The following is a 19,324-nucleotide window of genomic DNA, read 5'->3' on the forward strand; positions in this document are numbered from 1 at the left end:
TCTCTGGGTGCTGGACTCGTTGTGATCCCACCGTATGTGGTTTACCGCCCATGTCCCCGTGACTACCGGCGGCCCTAGACACGCCGACGTCCCCGCCGAGATCGACCTCGGCGGGGTGTGGGGCGGGGTAGTCAGAAGGGCGGAGGGTCGGCGGCGGTCGGGATGGCCTCGGCGCGCCCGCGCGCTGCCTCGACCGACGCATCGGTCGCCTGGGCGAGCAGCGTGTTCAGCGACGGGTGTGCGCGCTCGCGCGAGTCTGCCCCGGAGCGCGCTCGTGGCCAGGACGGTGGGTCCGGTCGGTCTCGATGGACGGTATGGCTGCATGGTTGCCCGCGGACCGGGACACCGAACGTGCCCCGACCGTCCACCAGCAGCTGATCTCCCGACGGTGAGGTCCACAGGTATGTGCCCGGGGTGACCATCACGTACGCCCAGCTGTCATGCGTCTTCGCCCGATGATGGCGGCGGCACAGCGGGGCCAGGTTGCACCCACAGGTCGCTCCGCCGTCCTCGAACGGGACGATGTGGTCGAGATCGCAGCGACGCGCCTGTCGGGTGCACGAGGGGAACACACATTGTGGGTCGCGCGTGATGACCTGCTCGCGCAGCGAGGTGGGGATCTCGTAGCTCTCGGTCGGGGAGTGGCCGGCGATGTCGACCACCGGCCGGACCAGGACTCGCGTGCCCGGTGTGCCGCACCAGGAGCGGATTTGCTCGGCCGTGACAGGGGAGCGTGTGTTCTCGCACCGGCCCACGGCCGCGTCACCCCTCCCGGCGAAGGTCGCGCCCAGCGCCTCCGCGCTCAGGTGCACGATGAGCTGAACTCGTCGCCCTGCGGCGGAGGGGTAGCTCGACGGATGCTCCGAGGTGTGGCCGTCAGTCTCGTCCGCCCCGGCAGGGATCGGCAGCGTCAACTCCCGACGCGCGATCTCACCGACGGCCCGTGCCCTCCGCGCATCGAGACTCTCCGCCGATCCGCACGCCCGCAGCTGCGCGGCGCTCGCGGACACCGCCGCGTCCAGGTCGATCGCATCGGCGGTGTCGAGCTCTCCTTCGACCGTGGTCGTGCTGCGTGACCCGGGCAGATCGCCGCCGTCACCCAGATGGATATCGAAACGCAGGTGCTCAGCAGCATCGCGTCGACGGGCCTCGGCGGCCTCCGGGTCGAACCGGTCCAGAGCGGCATCAACCGCCCGCTGCACCTGGGCCCCGGAACAGGACCCGATGACAGAGGCGAGCTGGGAGTCCAGCCAGGCTGCGCCGTCGGCAGGCACGATCCTCGTGCTGCGGGCGACGTCTCGCGCCCGCCACAACCGCACCTGCCCGGCGAGCACCCGCTCCCACAGCCTCGGCAGCCGGAACGCCAGCTCGGTCACCTCACCCACGTAGCCTCGCGCTGCGTCCGGCGACATGGCCAGCGTCGCGGCCAGCTCGCAGAACGCCAGGTCCCACACCAGCGGCGCCCCTGGCCCGGCCAGCCGCATCGGAGCCTGCATGCCGGCCAGTGCGGGCCGCACCACCGGCTCGTCCACGTCGATCACGTGGCCGACGTACGCCTCGGTGCGGGCATCGTCCACGCGGTGCCCGGTGACCCAGTTGACCACCAACCGTGCCGACTCCACCTCCCACGCCGTGGCTGCCTCCCGCGCCCGGCGCAGCGACGTCAGCACACCCTCACGCGGGGCGCGGGGCCCGCGCGGGCCCTCCGCCACCGGGATCCAGGGAGCTGTCGTCGTCATGTTCGCCAGTCTTCCACCAGGGTGTGACATTGGCTCTGACCTGCGACGATGCGCCGTCGCGGTGCCCGGTAGCGAGCTGCCCCGCATCGCCAGGCAGCGCCAGAGCACCACCTCCTATGCTGGGACGCATGGTGCAGGTGCGGGACGCCGTCGGCGAGGACGTGCCGGCCATCTGCGCCTTCGGTGAGGCGCACATCCCACCGCACTACACGCCCCTGATCGGGGCGGAGGCCGCACACACGCAGGTCCGTACCTGGTGGAGCCCGGAGCACGTGCGAGACGCCGTGGCCCGCCGGACCATTGTGGTGGCCGAGGAGGCCGGTGCCGTCGTCGGGGTGGCGCAGTGCGGCCGCTACGGGGCCGATACCGTCATCTACAAGCTCTACGTGCACCCCGACCTGCGCGGCCGCGGGATCGGCCCGGACCTCGTCGCGGCCCTCGAGGCACGACTACCGGACGGCACCGGGAGACTCTGGATCGAGCACTTCGCCGCGAACACCCGCGCTGCCGCGTTCTACGACCGGGAGGGCTTCGTGGTCGATCACGTCGACGAGGACCCATCCGCAATCCCAGCGCTCGCCGTGGTGTGGCGGGTCCGCCCGGTGCGGAAGAACCCCGGCGCACCGAGCGTTGCACCGCACATCACCCGCCGATCGTGAAGGACGTGAGATGCTGCCGCTGACCCTGGGCTATAAGGCCTCTGCTGAGCAGTTCGCCCCCAGAGAGCTGGTGGAGCTGGCCGTCGCCGCTGAGGCGCACGGGATGGAATCGGTGGCGGTGAGCGACCACTTCCAGCCCTGGCGGCACGACGGTGGGCACGCCCCGTTCTCGCTCGCCTGGATGGCCGCCGTCGGGGAACGCACCGAGCGGATCAGGATCGGCACCTCGGTGATGACCCCGACCTTCCGGTACAACCCCGCCGTGCTCGCCCAGGCCTTCGCGACGATGGGGGTGCTCTACCCGGGCCGCATCATGCTCGGCGTCGGTTCCGGTGAGGCACTGAACGAGATCGCGACCGGTTTCGCCGGTGCCGGTGAGCAGCAGTGGCCCGAGTTCAAGGAACGCTTCGCCCGGCTGCGCGAGGCGGTCCGGCTGATGCGTGCCCTGTGGGCGGGGGACCGGGTGGACTTCGAGGGGGAGTACTACTCCACGCACGGGGCGAGCATCTACGACAAGCCCGACGGCGGGATCCCCGTCTACATCGCCGCCGGCGGTCCGATGGTGGCCCGGTACGCCGGCCGCGCCGGCGACGGCTTCATCTGCACCTCCGGCAAGGGGATGGACCTCTACACCGAGAAGCTCCTCCCGTCCGTGGCCGAGGGAGCCGGCAAGGCCGAGCGCGACCCTGAGCAGATCGACCGGATGATCGAGATCAAGATCTCCTACGACACCGACCCCGATCTGGCGCTGGAGAACACCCGGTTCTGGTCCCCGCTGTCCCTGAGCGCCGAGCAGAAGCACTCCATCAACGACCCCATCGAGATGGAGCGCGCTGCCGATGCGTTGCCGATCGAGCAGATCGCGAAGCGATGGATCGTCGCCTCCGACCCGGACGACGCCGTCGAGCAGGTGCTCGCCTACCGCCGCGCCGGGTTCAATCACCTCGTCTTCCACGCCCCCGGACATGACCAGCGCCGGTTCCTGGAACTGTTCGAGCGAGACCTCGCGCCGCGGTTGCGGGCGGCCGGCTGACTCAGTCGGCGAGACGCCTGTGACACTCCCGTCACATGGCCGATCCCGTGTGGAAACCTCGGGCACTTACGGTGAACCATCACCCCACCCCGAGGATCACGATGACAGACCAGCTTCCCGCTCCCGCGCACCCGCCGGTGCTGCTGGCCTGCTCGCACGGGACGTCCTCGGTGGCCGGGCAACAGTCGATCGCCGCACTCGTGGACGTGGTGGCTCAGCGGCGACCGGACGTGCAGGTGGCGGCTGCCTTCGTCGACGTGCAGGCCCCGGACGTGCCGAGCAGCCTGGATGCCCTCGGCATGAGCCCTGTGCGGGTCGTGCCGTTGCTGCTCTCGGCCGGGTACCACGTGCACGTCGACCTTGCCGAGGCTGTCGAGGGCCGGGAGCACGCGCAGGTCACCGGGGCGCTCGGGCCGGACTCCCGCCTCGTACGGCTCCTGGTGCGCCGGCTGCGGGATGCCGGTCTGGCTGAGGATGATGAGGTGGTCCTCGCGGCCGCCGGGTCCTCGAATGCCGATGCTGTGGCCGACTGCCTCCAGGTGGGGGACGAGCTCGGGGCGGCCCTGGGCCGTCGGGTCACCACCGCGTTCCTCTCCGCGGCACGGCCGCGACTTCCCGACGGCGTCGCCCAGGCCCGTCGTCGCCTCACCTCGGGTCGGGGCCGGGTGGTGGTGGCCACGTACCTGCTCGCCCCCGGGTACTTCGCCGACCTGGCCGCCGCGTGCGGGGCCGACGTGGTCACCCCGCCGCTGCTGGTCGAGACCGAGCCGCCCGCACGTGAGCTCGTGGACGTGGTGCTGGATCGCTATGGTGAGGGATGACTGCCTCAGCGAAGGTCGCCTAGGCCGTGGGAGGGGTGGCCCTCGTCGGTTTCGTGATCCTGCTCGTGCTCGGCCACCCATTGCTTGCAGCCGCGGTGTGCGGCCTCGCGTGGCTGGTACTGGCGCTGCTCTATGCCCTCGGCCTGTTCGACGACCAGTTCACAAGGGAGTTCTCCTACGAGCGGCAGAAGCGCAGTGGGGCTGTGATAATGCTGGGTGGCGTGGGAATGCTGGCCGTCGGCGGAATCCTGCTGCTCGCATGGCCAGGCACTCTCGCGGAGACTCTGCTCGCGTTCGGTCCGGGACTAGCTCTGAGCGGGGGATGGATGTTCTCTCATTCACGTTCAGAACTCGCCAGGCGACAACCAGCTTCCGGGCCTGAGCGCTGAGCGTCACCCCACCGTCAGCACGATCTTCCCCGTGGTGCGCCCCGACTCGATCGCAGTGTGCGCCGCGACCGCGTCGGTCCAGGGGAGCACCTGATCGATTACTACCTCGAACCGTTCCTCGGCGATGAGCGCGGCCACCTGCTCCAGCACGTGCCAGGAACGGCCCTCGGACCCGTCGGAGACGACTGCCTCGGTGTCGCCGGAGAAGTCGGCGATCGTCACCACCCGCGCCGGATCGCCGGTGAGCTCGATCAACTCTGCCGCTGAGCCCTTCCCGGCGAGGTCCGCTGCCACGACGTCCGCATTGTCCACCAGGTCACGCACCCGATCGCTTAGGCCCGGTCCGTAGGTGGTCGGCTGGGCGCCGAGCCGGCGCACCAGCTCGTGCTTGCCTTCCGACGCCGTTCCGACCACGGTCAGCCCGCGCAGCACGGCCAACTGCACCAGCGCCGTCCCGACCCCACCGGAGGCCCCGTCGACCACGAGCACCTGCCCGTCCCGGGCGTCGAGCCGGTCCAGGATCCGCATCGCGGTCTCGGCCACTGTCACCACGGCGGCCCCCTGCTCCCACGTCACGCCGTCGGGAAGGTGCGCGAACGCCGTCAGGGTGCTGCGCTCCGCCGTCACTGATGTGCCGGCGCCGAACACGCGGTCGCCGACGGCGTAGCCCTGCACCCCCGCGCCCACCTCGTCCACCACACCGGCGGCGTCGAACCCGGGGATCCGTGGCGCCCGCAGCCGCCGCCCCTCCGGGGCGAACGCACCGGAGCGCAGCGTCGCATCGATCGGGTTCACCGCCACCGCGCCGGTGGCGATCCGTACCTCGCCCGGTCCCGCATGCGGCTCCTCGGCCTCACCCAGGGTGAGGACCTCCGGTCCGCCGAACTCGCTGTACTGCAGGGCGCGCATGGTGCTCCGATTGGTCGTGATCTAGCGGGGCTGCTTTGGCTCCGGGGGCAGCAGGTCACCGCGGACTTGTACGCCCGCAGCGCCGTCGGTGGCCTCAGCGAGCGTCAGGTCACCGTTCACCCGGCCGGCGGCCCGCAGGTCCGCTACCACCGCTGCGAGCAACTCACGCTGACCGGCCGGGAGCACCAGCTCGGCGCTCGCGAAGGGCGCACGCTGGGAGACCTTCGCCTCGGACTTCACCTTCCGCAGCGCTGCCAGTGCGGTCCCGGCCGCCGGAAGCAGGGCAGGGTCGCCATCGGCGGCGGCCTCGCGAAGCAGATCCGAGGTCGGCCAGGCCGCGCGGTGCACCGACCCCTCCCGCCACCAGGACCAGACCTCTTCGGTGGCGAACGGGAGGAACGGGGCAAACAACCGGAGCAGGGTGTCCAGGGAGAGCCAGAGTGCCGCGCGGGCGCTCGCGATCGCCTCGGGCGTCACCCCGGCGGCCTCCCCACCGTAGGCGCGGTCCTTGACCAGCTCGAGGTAGTCGTCGGTGAACGTCCAGAAGAACGACTCGGTGTTCTCCAGCGCGCGAGCGTGATCGAACGCCTCGAAACCAGCAGTAGCGGTCTCCACCACGTCTGCCAGCGTCGCGAGCAGCGCGCGGTCGATCGGTTCCGTCACGGCCGCCGGGTCCAACGTCACCGGATCGTCACCGGCGAAGGAGAGCGCGAACTTGCTCGCGTTCAGCAGCTTGATCGCCAACCGGCGGCCGATCTTCATCTGGCCCTCGTCGAAGGCAGTGTCAGCGCCGAGCCGCGCCGAGGCGGACCAGTAGCGCACCGCGTCCGAACCGTGCTGCTCCAACAGGCCCAGCGGCGTCACGACGTTGCCCTTGGACTTCGACATCTTCTTCCGGTCCGGGTCCAGGATCCAGCCGGAGATCGCCGCATGGCGCCACGGCAACGAGTCGTGCTCGGCGTTCGCGCGCACCACGGTGGAGAACAGCCAGGTGCGGATGATGTCGTGCCCCTGCGGGCGAATGTCGTAGGGGAAGACCTTGGCGAAGAATTCCGGATCCCGCTCCCACCGGCCCGCGAGCTGGGGGGTCAGGGACGAGGTGGCCCAGGTGTCGAGCACGTCCGGGTCGCCCACGAAGCCCCCCGGCACGCCGCGCTGCTCGACCGTGTAGCCCTCGGGCACGTCGGTGGACGGGTCGATCGGGAGCCGATCCTCGGCCGGCACCAGGGGATCGTCGTAGCGCACCTCACCGGATTCGTCGAGGCGGTACCAGACCGGGAACGGCACCCCGAAGAACCGCTGCCGGGAGAGCAGCCAGTCACCGGCCAGGCCGTCCACCCAGTTCTCGTACCGGGATTCCATGTACCCCGGGTGCCACTCGAGCTCCTTGCCGCGCTTGATCAGCGCCTCCCGCAGGTCGCTGTCGCGGCCACCGTTGCGGGCGTACCACTGACGTGAGGAGACGATCTCCAGTGGCTTGTCGCCCCGCTCGTAGAACTTCACCGGGTGCGAGATCTTACGGGGCTCACCGTGCAGGTCGCCCGAGGCGGTGAGCAACTCCACCATCGTCTTCTGCGCGGAGAAGACGGTGAGCCCGACCAGCTCGGCATAGGCGGCCCGACCGCTCTCGGAGACGATGGCCTCCGGCGGGTCCGCGAGGATCCGGCCGTCCCGCCCGACGATCGTGCGCGTCGGCAGGTTCAGCTCACGCCACCAGGTCACGTCCGTGGTGTCCCCGAAGGTGCAGATCATCGCGATGCCCGCGCCCTTCTCCGGGTCGGCGAGCCCGTGCGCCAGCACCGGCACCTCCACCCCGAAAACCGGGGACGTGACCGAGGTGCCGAACAGTGGCTGGTACCGCTCGTCGTCGGGATGGGCGACCAGGGCGACGCACGCGGCCACCAGCTCCGGGCGGGTGGTCTCGATGAACACCGGCCCGTCTGGCCCGTGGAAAGAGATCCGGTGATAGGCGCCCTCCCGCTCCCGGTCCTCCAGCTCGGCCTGGGCCACGGCGGTCTGGAAGGTGACGTCCCACAGGGTGGGAGCCTCGATCTGATAGGCCTCTCCGCGCGCGAGCTGGCGCAGGAACGCGCGCTGCGAGGTCTGCTGCGAGGTCGGTGAGATGGTCTGGTAGGTCTGCGCCCAGTCCACGCTCAGGCCCAGGTAGCGGAAGACCTGCTCGAAGCTCTTCTCGTCCTCGGCAGCCAGGGTCAGGCACAGCTCCACGAAGTTCTGCCGGGAGATCGGCGTCGGCCGGTGCTTCTTCGGCACGTCTCCGGCGAACGGCGGGGTGAAACCGGGCTCGTAGGCCAGCGTGGTGTCCACCTGGACGCCGTAGTAGTTCTGCACGCGGCGTTCGGTCGGCAGGCCGTTGTCGTCCCACCCCATCGGGTAGAACACCTCACGGCCCCGCATCCGCTGGTAGCGGGCGAGGCAGTCGGTGTGCGTGTACGAGAAGACGTGGCCGATGTGCAGCGAGCCGGACGCCGTCGGGGGTGGGGTGTCGATGGAGAACACCTGCTCGCGAGGAGCGTCCCCGTCGAAGGCATACGTGCCGTGCTCGCCCCAGAGCTGCGACCAGCGGTCTTCGAGTCCGTCGAGCGAGGGCTTCTCCGGTACCTGCGCGACCGGGCGGACGGGCTCGATCGGGGCGCTGGCTCGGTTTGTGGTCTGCTCGCTCATGGTGCCCGATCATCCCAGATCGGCGGACCCGGGTGCTAATCCAATCCCGCCCCGCGGCACCGCCTCACTCGCGCACAGAACCCTCGAGCATCCCCGCGATCACGTGCCGCTGTAGCACCAGGTAGACGATCACCACCGGCAATGCCACCAGCACCGCGGCCGCCGCCAGCAGGGAGGTGGCCTGCACGTGCTGACCTTGGAAGAGTGCCAGCGCCAACGGGGCCGTGCGGAAGTCACCGTTCGGGCTCATCACCAGCGGGATGAGGAACTCGTTCCAGGTCCACAGGAACACCAGCACCGTCATCGTCACGATCGCCGGCCGCCCGATCGGCACCAGGATCGACCACAGCACCCGGCGCTCGCTGGCACCATCCAGCGTGGCCGCCTCGATCAGCGACCTCGGTGCGGTGCGGAAGTAGGTGCGCATCCAGTAGGCGCCGAACGCGATCGACTGCGCCGCCTGGGGGAGGGCCACCGCCCAGAGCGTGTTCGTCAGCCCCAGGGTGCGCAGGTCGTAGAACAGCGGCACCACGATGGCCTCCGCCGGCACCATGATCCCGAGCAGGAACAGCCCGAACACCAGCGTGGACCCGCGGAAGACGATCGCCCCGAGCGCATACCCGGCGAGCACCGCGCACGGCAGTGCGATCGCCAGTACCGTGGACGAGACGAGCACCGATGTGCCCAGGTACTGCGAGAACTCACCCTCCACCCACGCCTGAGCGTAGTTCGACGGCTGCAGACCGCTCTGGCTGCTGCCCGGTTGCAGCGACGTGACCAGGATGAGCACGATCGGCGCCAGTGCCGCCAGCGCCGCCACGATGAGCACCGCGTAGTTCATGGCCCGTTCGGCCCGGGAGACGATCACTGCGGCTCCCTCCCGATGCGGTTCACCACGAGGTTGATGGCGAACACCAGGGCGGTGAGGGTGACGGCGATCGCCGCCGCCGAACCGACCTCACCGGTGCGGAACGCCCGTTGGAAGACCTCGTAGGCGGGCACCGTGGTGGAGTTGCCCGGGCCGCCGCTGGTGGTCACGTAAACCAGATCGAAGGTCTTCAGCGCCGCCACGATCGTCAAGGTCAGGGCCACGGCGATCTCTCCGCGCACGCTGGGCAGCGTGATCGCGACGAACTCCCGCACGGCACTCGCCCCATCCAACCGGGCCGCCTCGTACAGCTCGTTCGGTACCCGGCTCATCCCGGCCAGCAGCAGTACGGTCACCAGACCGGTCTGCACCCAGGTGCCCACCAGGCCCACAGCGGGCAGGGTCCACGTGTAGTCACCCAGCCAGGCGCGCGTGAGCGCGTCCAGCCCGACGGCGTCCAGCACCCTGTTCAGCGGGCCGTCGGGTGCGTAGATCTGCCGCCAGGCCACGGCCACCACCACCATGGCGATCACCTGGGGCACGAACACCACGGTGCGGAACAGGCTCAGCCCACGCACCCGCCCCCTGCGCAGCACCGCGGCCGTGACCAGCCCGAGCACCAGGGGCAGCAGCGCGAAGAACGCGATCAGCACCAGGGCGTGCCCGAACGCTGCCCGCAGGTCCGGGTCGGCGAGCAGATCGGCGTAGTTCGCCAGACCCACGAACTCCGACGCCCCCAACCCGTCCCAGGCGAACAGGGAGAACTGCGCCGAGCGCAGCAACGGGAACAGCAGGAACGCGCCGTAGACCAGCAGGGCCGGGGCCAGGTACAGCCACGGGCGGTACCAGGGGTGCCGCCGCTTCACCTCAGCCGCCCGAGGTGAAGGCGGCGTAATCCTCCTCCAGGGTGGCCATGGCCTGCTCGGGGTCGGCCTGCCCCCCGATCAGATCCTGCAAAGTGGCACCCAGGGTGTCGCCCATCGTGGGCGTGGCCCAGTCCAAGTACGGCAACAGGTCACCATTCTCGGTGACCTCACCGAAGGCGGCGTAGATGTCGGCATTCACCCCGGACTCCGGGGCGAGCTCGGCGGTCCGGTTCACCGGCATGTTGCCGGTCTCGGCGAGCACCTCCATCGCCTCGTCGCTGGTGATGAAGTCGATGTACCCGGCGGCGGCGTCGGCGTTCGGGCTCTGCTCGGTCACCGCGAACGGTAGCCCGGTGCCTCCGGTGGTCGCGGGGTCCCCTCCGCAGTGGTCGGCACCACGAAGCCGACGTCGTCACCCATCGCTGCCTCCAGGTCGGCCGCCAGCCAGGAGCCGCCGATCAGGAACACGCCGTCCCCGTCGGCGAAGGCCGACCAGGCAGCGTCGTAGTCGGTGCCGTTCGGGCCCTCGTTGAAGTAGCCCGACTCGGACCACTCGATCAGCTCGGCGGCCGCGGCGACGTTGCCCTCACTGGTCCAGGAGGCACCCGCATTGCCCATCCCGAGCGCACGGATCTCCTCGGCCGGGACGTGCTGCGCCTGGATCGGGCCGAAGACGTGGCCGGCCGGCCAGCCCTCGATGTTGCCGAGCTGGACCGGGGTGAGCCCGGCGTCTGCGGCATCGGCGAGCATGCCGGTGAACGCCTCCCAGTCGGCGCCCAGGAGCTCGTCCTCGCCGGCTACCTGCTCGAGGGCGGAACGGGAGTAGAACACCCCGACCACCTCGCCGACCTGCGGGAGACCGTACAGCGACCCCGAACCGAACGTGACGCCGTCGGGGGAGTAGCTCGAGACGGCCAGCACATCCTCACTGAACCGGTCCGCCCAGCCGTACGCCTCGGCGTACGGCCCCAGGTCGCGCAGCAGCCCGGCCGAGACGAACGCGCCCATCGTGCCGCGAGAGTTGTTCGCCTGCACCACGTCGGGAGCGTCGTTGCCGGTGAGGGCACCACGCAGGGTGGTCTCCAGGTCGTCGAAGGACTGCGAGTTCCGGTTGATGGTGATGTTCGGGTACGCCTCCTCGAAGGCGGCGTTGAGCTGGCTCATCTGCTCGTCCTGGCCGCCGCGGGTCTCCTGGTCCCATACGGTCAGGGTCACCTCGCCGAGGGAGGCCAGGTCAGTGCTGACCTCGGCGGTGTCGCCGGAGCCGGTGGGCTCCTCCTCCCCGGTTCCTGTGCCTGGGGCGCAGGCGGCGAGCGCGAGCGCCGTCGCCAGCGTGACGGTCGTGGCGGTGAGCAGACGGCGACGTCGTGACGTCATGACTGTCCTTCTTCCTGACGGTAGGTCGTGGGCGGGGTGAGGTCGGGGGCGACCCGGTCGGCGTCGGAGAACCGGGCGATGGTGGCCTCGGCGCGCCGGACCCGCCGCGTCGACGCCCCCGCCAGGCATCCCTCGAGGAAACCGTACGCCTGCGCCGTCTCGGTGGCATCGGGCTCGCCGGCAGCGGCGCGGGTACTCACGTCCCGCCACCAGTCCGCGATGTCCCCCCACCCCGGTGCGGCCAGGGATCCGCCGAACTGCTGCACGGCGAGCGAGGAGCACAGGGCACCGAAGCGCAGCCGCTGGTCCAGCGGCCACGCCCGCAAGGTTCCGAGCACCAACGACGCGGCGAAGACGTCCCCGGCGCCGGTCGGGTCGATCGCCGCCACCCGGAGCGAGGGGATGTGGGCCTCCTCGCCGGTGCTCGCATCGATCGCCAGCACGCCGTCCTGACCGCAGGTGACCACCGCGAGAGGGACGTACTCGGCGAGCGCGTGCAGGGCGGCCTGCGGGGTGTCGGTGCGGGTGTAGCCCATCGCCTCCTGTGCGTTCGGGGTGAACGCGTGGCAGCCGTCCAGGTCGGTGAGGATGCGGCGGTCCCACTCCTGGGCCGGGTCCCATCCGGCATCGGCGAACACGAGCGCGCCATCGGCGGCGGCGGTGCGCCACCAGCTCGCCTCGCGCACGTCCGGGTCGCCGAGGTCGGCGAGCACCGCGTGGGTGGCCGGCGGCGGATCGAGCAGTGACGCGACCGGGTCGGGCAACGGGTGGCCGTGGGTGACCATGCTGCGGTCATCGTCCATCGCCAGGGAGACCGTGACCGGGGTGTGCCAGGCGTGGAACCGGCGCGACCGGCTCAGGTCCACCCGTTCCTGGTCCCGCAGCACCTGCCACATCCAGTCCCCGTACAGGTCGTCCCCGAACCCGGCGGCCAGGCCCGTGCACAGGCCGAGACGGGAGGTGGCGACGGCGAGGTTCGCGATCCCGCCGGGGGAGGAGCCCATCCCGTGCGTCCACACCTCGGTGCCCGGTGTGGGCGGTTGATCGAACCCGGTGAAGACCACGTCGAAGAACACCGTGCCGGCGAGGAGGACGTCGAAGGGACGGGAGTCCGGGGCGGAAGCGTGCATCATGATGGTTCCCGAGTCTGCCACCCCGCCTAGACTTGCTCGATCATGACCTTCCAGATCCCCGAGAACCTGCACGTGGACTGCGCTCCGATCGCCTGGTTGCTGGGCACCTGGCGCGGTCACGGTGACGGTCACTACCCGACGATCGAGCACTTCCGATTCGGCCAGGAACTGACCTTCCAGCAGGACGGTCGCCCGTTCTTCCACTACCTGGCCCGGTCGTGGATCGTCGACGACACCGGGGCGAAGGTCCGCGATGCCGCCCAGGAGACCGGCTTCCTCCGCGCCCGGCCCGGCGGCAGGGTCGAGTGGGTGATGGCGCACCTGACCGGATTCGCCGAGACCTGGCACGGCGAGGCCGAGGACGGCACGCTGGAGGTGGCGACCGATACCGTCGCCCGCACGGAGTCGGCGAAGGACTACACCGGCGGCAGGCGGACCTACCGCAACCTCGAGGGCGACCTGGTCCACAGCTACGACATGGCCGCGATGGGGCAGCCGTTGCAGCCGCATCTGCGGGCGATGCTGCAGCGCGTCTGACGGTGCAGGCCAGCGGACTGGTGAGCGGATCCGGTGGGATACGTTGAGGGCCATGAAGCTGGTGATCCTCGGTGGTGGCGGGTTCCGCGTGCCGCTCGTCTACTCCGCGGTGCTCGCAGCCCGTCATCGGGTGCCGATCACCGAGGTGGTGCTCTTCGACGCCGACGCCTCCCGACTCGCCGTGATGCACCGGGTGGTGACCGGTCAGGCCGAGGCCGCCGACGGCGGAGCTCACCCGGGCGGGCATACCGTCCGGGTGCGTGCCACCACCGACCTGGACGACGCCGTGGCCGGCGCCGACGTGGTCTTCGCCGCCATCCGAGTGGGCGGCACCCGTGGCCGCATCCTCGACGAGCGGGTGGCACTGGAGCGGGGCCTGCTCGGCCAGGAGACCATCGGGCCCGGCGGTCTGGCGTACGCCCTGCGGACCCTGCCGATGATGGAGCATGTGGCGGCGCGGATCGCCGCACTCGCACCGCAGGCGTGGACGATCAACTTCACCAACCCGGCCGGTCTGATCACCGAGGCGATGCGCACCCACCTGGGGGACCGGGTGGTCGGCATCTGCGACACCCCGATCGGGCTGGTGCGCCGGGTGGGCCGGGTGCTCGGGGTGGACCCGCTCGCGGACTCGGCACAGGTGGACTACCTCGGCCTGAACCACCTCGGCTGGCTGCACGGGCTGCACGTCGACGGGGTGGACCGGCTGCCCGCGCTGCTCGCCGACGACGGCCTGCTCGGGCAGATCGAGGAGGCCCGCACCCTCGGCCTGGACTGGGTACGTGCCCGGGGAGCGCTGCCGAACGAGTACCTCTACTACTACGACTATCCCCGGGAGGCGACCGCCCGGATCGCCGGTGCGCAGCACACCCGGGGCGAATTCCTGGACGACCAGCAGCAGCGGTTCTATGCCGAAGCAGCCGAGGCCGAGGACCCGCGCGCCGTGTGGTCGGCCACCCTGGCCGAGCGGGAAGCGACGTACATGGCCGAGGCCAGGGAGGGCGAACGCGAGGAGGACGACGCGACGGGCGGGTATCACGAGGTCGCCGTGGACCTGATGGCGGCCCTGCTCGCCGGTGAGCGGCACCGGATGATCCTTGACGTCGCCAACGCCGGGATCATCCCCACGCTGCCCGACGACGCGGTGATCGAGGTGCCGTGCACGGTGGACGGCACCGGTATTCACCCCGAGGTGCCGGCCACCCCGCTCGCCCTCGACGAACTGGCCCTGGTCACCGCTGTCAAGGCCGCGGACCGGGGCATCATCGCCGCCGCCCGGTCCGGCTCCCGGCAGCAGGCGTGGCGCGCGTTCGCCGTGCACCCGCTGGTGGACTCGGCCGCCGTGGCGCGTGACCTGGTGGATGCCTACATCGACGCCCACCCGACCATCGCGGCCGTCCTTTCCGAGGCGTGACCGCCCGGCCGTCTAGGGTGGCGCCATGGTGACGATCGGCTACGCGGCTGCACTCGAGCAGCTGCACCCGCGGGACGCCGTCGAACTCGCGCAGACCGCGGAACGCCACGGTTTCACCGGCGTGATGGCCACGGACGTGATGCAACCGTGGGTGCCTGCCCAGGGGCAGGCGGCCTTCGTGTGGAACGTGCTGACCGCCGTCGCCGAACGCACCCAGGGCGACATCGGGCCCGGGGTGAGCGTGCCGACGTTCCGGTGGCACCCGGCGGTGCTCGCGCAGGCGAGCGCCACCCTGGCGGCGATGTACCCGGGCCGGCACTGGCTCGGCATCGGCTCCGGGGAGGCGATCAACGAGCACGTGGTGGGCCGCTACTGGCCGGAGGCGCCGGAGCGGATCAACCGCATGTTCGAGGCGATCGAGATCATCACCAAGCTGTTCACCAGCTCCCTGGCGGGCAAGGACCACAAGCACTCCGGGGAGTACTTCAGCCTGGAGTCCACGCGGCTGTGGACCATGCCCGAGACGCCACCGGAGATCCTGGTCGCCACCGCCGGTCCAGTCACCGCGCGCCGCGCCGGACGCAACGCCGACGGGCTGATCACGATGGGCGGCACGAACGAGAAGGTAGGCCAGCTGTTCGGCCGGTTCGCCGCCGGTGCCAAGGACGCCGGCAAGGATCCTGATGCCATGCCGAGGGTGATCCGGCTGCACCTGAGCTGGGCGCGCACCGACGCCGAGGCCGCGCGCAACGCAGTGACCGAGTGGCCGAACGGGGCGATGAAGTTCTCCAAGGCGGACCTGCGCTCACCCTTCGAGGTGGCTCAGATCGCGAAGCTGGTGCGCCCGGGCGATTTCGCCGGTGCGATGGTGGTCTCGGCCGACCCCGACGAGCACCTGCGTGAGATCCAGCGCTACGTCGATCTGGGTGCCAGCCGGATCTACCTGCACAATGTGGGTCGCAACCAGGACGAGTTCCTGCGCGTGTTCGGCTCCGACGTTCTTCCCAAGGTGGTTCATTGATGTTGCTCGCCCAAGCCCCCGACGGCCTGCCCGAGGTCACCTCCTCGACCGATCTCGCCGCAGCGCTCACCCCGGTGCTCGGCGGTCTGGTCTGGCCGGACGGATCCACGGGCCTGGCCGAGGGTGACATCGTGGTGGTGGCCTCGAAGGTGGTGGCCAAGGCCGAGGGCCGGTTGCGCAAGGCCGCCGACCGGGATGCCGCGATCGACGACGAGACCGTGCGGGTGGTGGCCACCCGGGAGTACCCGGACGGGTCCACGCTGAAGATCGTCGAGAACCGTCAGGGCCTGGTGATGGCCGCCGCCGGGGTGGACGCCTCGAACGTGCTGCCCGGCACCGTGCTGCTGCTGCCCGAAGACTCCGACGAGTCCGCACGCGTGCTGCGTCGTGGGCTGAACGCCCGGCTCGGGGTGCGGCCCGGGGTGCTGGTGACCGACTCGGTGGGCCGGCCCTGGCGACGTGGGATCGCCGACATCACCATCGGTGCCGCCGGACTGGACGTCCTGCAGGACCTGCGCAACCAGCGCGACGGCAACGGGCGCGAGCTGCGCGCCACGGTGATCGCCGTGGCCGACGAGATCGCGGCGGCCGCGGACCTGGTGCGCGGCAAGACGGGCGGGCGACCGGTCGCCGTCGTGCGTGGCCTGGGCCACCTGGTCACCGTCGAGGACGGCGAGGGCGCCCACGTGGCCATCCGCCCGCCCGAGGAGGACCTCTTCCGCACCGGCAGGTGAGCTGCCGGTGCGGAACGCACGCTCAGGCGTCGATCGAGTGCCGCCCCTTGCGTGGCGCGGCCGACTCCCCGGCGGCGTCTGCCTCGGCGAGGGAGCGGACTAGCTTGTCGCCCTCCACGTCCAGGTTCGGCAGGATCCGCTCCAGCCAGCGCGGCAGCCACCACGCCTTCTCCCCGGCGATCGCCATCACCGCGGGGATGAGGGTCATCCGCACCACGAAGGCGTCGAACAGGATCCCGATCGCCAGGGCGAACCCGATCTGCTTGATCATCGCGTCGTGGGCGAAGATGAACCCGGCGAACACCGAGACCATGATGATCGCGGCGGCCACCACCACGCGGGCGGCGAGCTGGTAGCCGTGCACCACGCCCTTGACGCCCGGGTGGCCGTGCACGTGCGACTCACGCATCGAGGAGACCAGGAACACCTGGTAGTCCATCGCGAGCCCGTACAGGATCCCGGTGATGATGATCGGCAGGAAGCTGAGCAGTGGGCCCGGGGTGTCGAACCCGAACAGCTCCTTCGCCCAGCCCCACTGGAACACGGCCGTGGTGGCCCCGAGCGTGGCGGCGATGCTCAGCACGAAGCCGAGGGTCGCCGTCAGTGGCACGAAGACTGACCGGAAGACCAGTAGCAGGATGATCAGGGAGAGCACCACGATCACCACGAGGTAGGGGATCAGGGCGTCGGAGAGCACCTCGGACATGTCGATGTTGATCGCCGTCACGCCGGTGACGCCGAGGTCGATTCCCGTGAGGTCCAGCTCGCGCAGATCCTCCACCAGGGCGGAGGTGGACGCGGCGTTCGGCCCGTCGACCGGAACCACCGTGAGGGTGAGCAGCTCGCCGTTCTCGGACTGCCCCGACGGGATCACGGCGCTCACGTTGTCCAGGGCGAGCAGGTCGTCCTTGAGTGTGCCGATCGCCTCGGGATCGAGACCATCGGACTCGGCCACCACCAGCAGCGGGGCGTTGAAGCCTTCCCCGAACCCGTCGCTGATCGCGTCGTAGCTCTGCCGCTCGGGGGTGTCCACGTTCGCGGTACCCGCCGAGGGGAGGTTCAGCTGCATGCTCGCGAAGGGCACCGCGATCACGCCCAGCACGAGCACGACGGCGGCCGTCACCAGTGCCTTGCGTCGCACCAGTGCGCCGGCCCAGCGGGTGGCCAGGCTCGGACGCTCCAGCTCCTCGGTGTCCGCCTCGCCGGCGCGAGTGCGCTGCTTGGCGGGCACCAGCCGCTCCCCGACGAAGCCGAGGATCGCCGGCAGCAGGGTGAGTGCGACGGTGACGGCGATCGCCACGGTGGCCGCGGCGATCAGGGCCATGATGGTGAGGAACTCCACGCCCACCACGGACAGGCCGGTGAGTGCGACGATCACGGTGAGACCGGCGAAGAAGACCGCGCTCCCGGCTGTACCGACGGCCCGACCGGTGGCCTCGTAGGCGCTCAGCCCTTGGTCCAGCACCAGGCGGCGGGCGCGGTTCAGGATGAACAACGCATAGTCGATCCCGACGGCTAGGCCGATCATCAGTGCCAGGACCGGCGTGACCGACGTCATCGCGATCATGCTGGAGAGGGCGTACGCGGTGCCCACGCCCACACCGACGCCAACGAGCGCCGTGATCAGCGGCAACCCGGCCACCACGAGCGAGCCAAGCGTGATGAGGAGCACGATCGCGGCCACGACCAGGCCGACGATCTCGTTGCTGCCGATCGGGGACTCGAACGACTGCGTCAGGCTCTCCGAGGGGAGCACGGTCAACCCGGCGCTCTCGGCGGACTCGGCAGCGTCGACGATCTCGTCGGTCGCGCCCTCGGGGAGCTCGAGCACCTGATCGGTGAGCTGGACGGTGAGCATCGCGAGGCTGCCGTCGGCCGAGGTGATCACACCCGGCACGGGGGTCTCGCCGTCCAGGAGGGGGATCAGTTCGAGGTCACCGGCCGGGCTGAACGCCTCGGCCATCGCCTGCATGGCGGCAGCCTCCTCCTGCGACATCTCGCTGGGGTCGGCCTGCTCGACGTCGTCGGTGATGACGATCTCGTTGTCGTTGATCTGGGCGACCGCATCGGCGATCGCGGCCGCGGCCTCGGGGTCATCGACGCGGGCGCCGTCCTCGGCGGTGAACACGATGCTCGCCGAGGCGCCGGAGGCGTCCGGCATCTCCTCAGCGAGTTGGTCGAGCACTCCCTGGGCGGGGGTGCCGTCGATCCGGAACTCCGTGGATGTCTGCGGCGGGTTGAGCGCGAGCGCGATCCCGACAGCCGCGAGCACGGCGACCCAGGCGACGAGCACACGCCACTTCGCGCGGTAGGCGAAGCGGCCCAGACGGTAGAGCAGGGTGGACACAGGTGATCCCTTTCAGCGGGTGAGGCTCAGTGGGGTGGTCAGGGGTGGGGGACCGGCACCATCAGGCGGCGATCCCGTGGGTGAGGAAGGTCAGGATCTGCTCGACCAGCGCGTCGGTGCTCAGGGCACCCTCGATCGGTCCGTCGATCTCGGTCACCGCGATCTCACGCTGGATCACGGCGGCGACGGCGGAGACCACCACGCCCGGGACCAGGCGAGCCAAGAGCGGGTCGAGCGCGCCGAACTCCGGGCGGGCGAGCATCGCGGCGGCGTGCTGGCGGGCGTCCTCTTCGACCTGGCGAGCCAGCGGTACCAGAGCCGGGTGGGCGACCGCGAGGTCGCCGAACCGGCGGAACAGGCTGATCACGTCGGGGGCGAGCAGCGCGCGGGTGATCTGCGCGATCGTGGAGAGCAGGCCGGAGCGTCCGACGGGCTCACGCGCCCCGGGCGTGGCCCCCGGACGGACCAGGCTGGCGAGGGTTTCGTGCACCTTCATCGCCACCACGTGGCTGACCGCCTCCTCCTTGGAGGTGAAGTGGTTGAAGAAGGTGCGTCGCGCCACATCGGTGGCTTCGGCGAGCTCATCCACGGTGAAGCCGTCGAGCCCTCGCTCGCTGGCGAGTTCGAAGGCGGTTCGGGCGAACCGGGCTCGGGTCTCGGCCCGCTTGCGCTCCCGGAGGCCTTCGGTGTCGGGCGGCATCATGGGTCCACTCTCACACGCGATTTGCACTCAGTGCAATTCTGCACTTTGTGCAATGAGTCACAGGTGCGAGCCACGTGATCTTCGCGAGAAGA

General features: G+C 70.5%; 18 protein-coding genes. 8 read left to right on the forward strand and 10 right to left on the reverse strand.

Going from position 1 to position 19,324, the window contains the following annotated elements; translation table 11 throughout:
- Nucleotides 1–131: 131 nt before the first annotated feature.
- Nucleotides 132–1,739, reverse strand: a complete 1,608-nt coding sequence (locus BLU77_RS03775) for an HNH endonuclease signature motif containing protein (RefSeq protein WP_089771758.1) — start codon at nt 1,737–1,739, stop codon at nt 132–134.
- 128 nt (nt 1,740–1,867) lie between these two features.
- Between BLU77_RS03775 and BLU77_RS03780 the strand changes: the two genes are divergently transcribed.
- The 4 genes from BLU77_RS03780 to BLU77_RS03795 all read left to right on the forward strand — a co-directional run bounded on the left by BLU77_RS03780 (nt 1,868) and on the right by BLU77_RS03795 (nt 4,641).
- Complete coding sequence (locus BLU77_RS03780; RefSeq protein WP_089772953.1) at nt 1,868–2,398, forward strand: GNAT family N-acetyltransferase; 531 nt, start codon at nt 1,868–1,870, stop codon at nt 2,396–2,398.
- A 10-nt stretch (nt 2,399–2,408) separates the two neighbouring features.
- Entirely contained in the window at nt 2,409–3,431 is a 1,023-nt protein-coding gene (gene fgd, locus BLU77_RS03785) for a glucose-6-phosphate dehydrogenase (coenzyme-F420) (RefSeq protein ID WP_089771759.1), read from the forward strand.
- A 101-nt stretch (nt 3,432–3,532) separates the two neighbouring features.
- Nucleotides 3,533–4,252 carry a sirohydrochlorin chelatase gene (locus BLU77_RS03790; RefSeq protein ID WP_089771760.1) on the forward strand — a complete coding sequence of 240 codons (720 nt, stop codon included), beginning with the start codon at nt 3,533–3,535 and terminating at the stop codon, nt 4,250–4,252.
- Nucleotides 4,253–4,287: 35 nt separating this feature from the next.
- Nucleotides 4,288–4,641 carry a hypothetical protein gene (locus BLU77_RS03795; RefSeq protein ID WP_089771761.1) on the forward strand — a complete coding sequence of 118 codons (354 nt, stop codon included), beginning with the start codon at nt 4,288–4,290 and terminating at the stop codon, nt 4,639–4,641.
- A gap of 3 nt (nt 4,642–4,644) precedes the next feature.
- Here the strand turns inward: BLU77_RS03795 and BLU77_RS03800 are convergent, their stop codons facing one another.
- The 7 genes from BLU77_RS03800 to BLU77_RS03825 all read right to left on the reverse strand — a co-directional run bounded on the left by BLU77_RS03800 (nt 4,645) and on the right by BLU77_RS03825 (nt 12,476).
- Nucleotides 4,645–5,550: a quinone oxidoreductase family protein gene (locus BLU77_RS03800; RefSeq protein WP_089771762.1), complete on the reverse strand. Its 906-nt coding sequence runs from the start codon at nt 5,548–5,550 to the stop codon at nt 4,645–4,647.
- A gap of 21 nt (nt 5,551–5,571) precedes the next feature.
- A complete protein-coding gene (gene valS, locus BLU77_RS03805; protein ID WP_089771763.1) occupies nt 5,572–8,232 on the reverse strand; it encodes a valine--tRNA ligase in 2,661 nt (886 codons plus the stop codon).
- A 64-nt stretch (nt 8,233–8,296) separates the two neighbouring features.
- Entirely contained in the window at nt 8,297–9,100 is an 804-nt protein-coding gene (locus tag BLU77_RS03810) for a carbohydrate ABC transporter permease (protein WP_089771764.1), read from the reverse strand.
- Nucleotides 9,097–9,966 carry a carbohydrate ABC transporter permease gene (locus BLU77_RS03815; RefSeq protein WP_175476930.1) on the reverse strand — a complete coding sequence of 290 codons (870 nt, stop codon included), beginning with the start codon at nt 9,964–9,966 and terminating at the stop codon, nt 9,097–9,099. The genes BLU77_RS03810 and BLU77_RS03815 overlap by 4 nt, the downstream gene beginning before the upstream one ends.
- A gap of 1 nt (nt 9,967) precedes the next feature.
- Nucleotides 9,968–10,303 (reverse strand): hypothetical protein, encoded by a 336-nt coding sequence (locus BLU77_RS23030; RefSeq protein ID WP_342741440.1) that lies wholly within the window; start codon nt 10,301–10,303, stop codon nt 9,968–9,970.
- A complete protein-coding gene (locus BLU77_RS03820; protein ID WP_342741441.1) occupies nt 10,300–11,343 on the reverse strand; it encodes an ABC transporter substrate-binding protein in 1,044 nt (347 codons plus the stop codon). The genes BLU77_RS23030 and BLU77_RS03820 overlap by 4 nt, the downstream gene beginning before the upstream one ends.
- A complete protein-coding gene (locus tag BLU77_RS03825; RefSeq protein ID WP_089772954.1) occupies nt 11,340–12,476 on the reverse strand; it encodes a PfkB family carbohydrate kinase in 1,137 nt (378 codons plus the stop codon). Before BLU77_RS03825 ends, BLU77_RS03820 begins: the two co-directional genes overlap by 4 nt.
- A gap of 42 nt (nt 12,477–12,518) precedes the next feature.
- Between BLU77_RS03825 and BLU77_RS03830 the strand changes: the two genes are divergently transcribed.
- The 4 genes from BLU77_RS03830 to cofE are packed head-to-tail and all read left to right on the forward strand — an operon-like array spanning nt 12,519 to nt 16,182.
- The gene (locus BLU77_RS03830; RefSeq protein WP_089771766.1) at nt 12,519–13,013 is read left to right on the forward strand and encodes a heme-binding beta-barrel domain-containing protein; all 495 of its coding nucleotides are present in this window, start codon (nt 12,519–12,521) and stop codon (nt 13,011–13,013) included.
- A gap of 52 nt (nt 13,014–13,065) precedes the next feature.
- The gene (locus tag BLU77_RS03835) at nt 13,066–14,427 is read left to right on the forward strand and encodes a family 4 glycosyl hydrolase (RefSeq protein WP_089771767.1); all 1,362 of its coding nucleotides are present in this window, start codon (nt 13,066–13,068) and stop codon (nt 14,425–14,427) included.
- A 25-nt stretch (nt 14,428–14,452) separates the two neighbouring features.
- The gene (locus BLU77_RS03840) at nt 14,453–15,448 is read left to right on the forward strand and encodes a TIGR03557 family F420-dependent LLM class oxidoreductase (protein ID WP_089771768.1); all 996 of its coding nucleotides are present in this window, start codon (nt 14,453–14,455) and stop codon (nt 15,446–15,448) included.
- The gene (cofE, locus tag BLU77_RS03845; protein WP_089771769.1) at nt 15,448–16,182 is read left to right on the forward strand and encodes a coenzyme F420-0:L-glutamate ligase; all 735 of its coding nucleotides are present in this window, start codon (nt 15,448–15,450) and stop codon (nt 16,180–16,182) included. The genes BLU77_RS03840 and cofE overlap by 1 nt, the downstream gene beginning before the upstream one ends.
- Before the next feature lie 22 nt (nt 16,183–16,204).
- Here the strand turns inward: cofE and BLU77_RS03850 are convergent, their stop codons facing one another.
- Together BLU77_RS03850 and BLU77_RS03855 are read right to left on the reverse strand one after the other, a co-directional pair.
- Nucleotides 16,205–18,529, reverse strand: a complete 2,325-nt coding sequence (locus BLU77_RS03850) for an MMPL family transporter (protein ID WP_089771770.1) — start codon at nt 18,527–18,529, stop codon at nt 16,205–16,207.
- Nucleotides 18,530–18,590: 61 nt separating this feature from the next.
- The gene (locus BLU77_RS03855; RefSeq protein ID WP_089771771.1) at nt 18,591–19,232 is read right to left on the reverse strand and encodes a TetR/AcrR family transcriptional regulator; all 642 of its coding nucleotides are present in this window, start codon (nt 19,230–19,232) and stop codon (nt 18,591–18,593) included.
- Nucleotides 19,233–19,324 lie beyond the last annotated feature (92 nt).

The sequence above is a fragment of the Ruania alba genome, from assembly GCF_900105765.1.
Lineage (GTDB): Bacteria > Actinomycetota > Actinomycetes > Actinomycetales > Beutenbergiaceae > Ruania > Ruania alba.

Bases quoted from the DNA above. Each gene is read 5' to 3' on its own strand.
- BLU77_RS03820 (WP_342741441.1), bottom strand. From the start codon at position 11,343: ATGACGTCACGACGTCGCCGTCTGCTCACCGCCACGACCGTCACGCTG.
- BLU77_RS03800 (WP_089771762.1), bottom strand. From the start codon at position 5,550: ATGCGCGCCCTGCAGTACAGCGAGTTCGGCGGACCGGAGGTCCTCACC.
- BLU77_RS03830 (WP_089771766.1), top strand. From the start codon at position 12,519: ATGACCTTCCAGATCCCCGAGAACCTGCACGTGGACTGCGCTCCGATC.
- cofE (WP_089771769.1), top strand. From the start codon at position 15,448: ATGTTGCTCGCCCAAGCCCCCGACGGCCTGCCCGAGGTCACCTCCTCG.
- fgd (WP_089771759.1), top strand. From the start codon at position 2,409: ATGCTGCCGCTGACCCTGGGCTATAAGGCCTCTGCTGAGCAGTTCGCC.
- BLU77_RS03835 (WP_089771767.1), top strand. From the start codon at position 13,066: ATGAAGCTGGTGATCCTCGGTGGTGGCGGGTTCCGCGTGCCGCTCGTC.
- BLU77_RS03855 (WP_089771771.1), bottom strand. From the start codon at position 19,232: ATGATGCCGCCCGACACCGAAGGCCTCCGGGAGCGCAAGCGGGCCGAG.
- BLU77_RS03780 (WP_089772953.1), top strand. From the start codon at position 1,868: ATGGTGCAGGTGCGGGACGCCGTCGGCGAGGACGTGCCGGCCATCTGC.
- BLU77_RS03775 (WP_089771758.1), bottom strand. From the start codon at position 1,739: ATGACGACGACAGCTCCCTGGATCCCGGTGGCGGAGGGCCCGCGCGGG.
- valS (WP_089771763.1), bottom strand. From the start codon at position 8,232: ATGAGCGAGCAGACCACAAACCGAGCCAGCGCCCCGATCGAGCCCGTC.
- BLU77_RS03840 (WP_089771768.1), top strand. From the start codon at position 14,453: ATGGTGACGATCGGCTACGCGGCTGCACTCGAGCAGCTGCACCCGCGG.
- BLU77_RS03825 (WP_089772954.1), bottom strand. From the start codon at position 12,476: ATGATGCACGCTTCCGCCCCGGACTCCCGTCCCTTCGACGTCCTCCTC.
- BLU77_RS03790 (WP_089771760.1), top strand. From the start codon at position 3,533: ATGACAGACCAGCTTCCCGCTCCCGCGCACCCGCCGGTGCTGCTGGCC.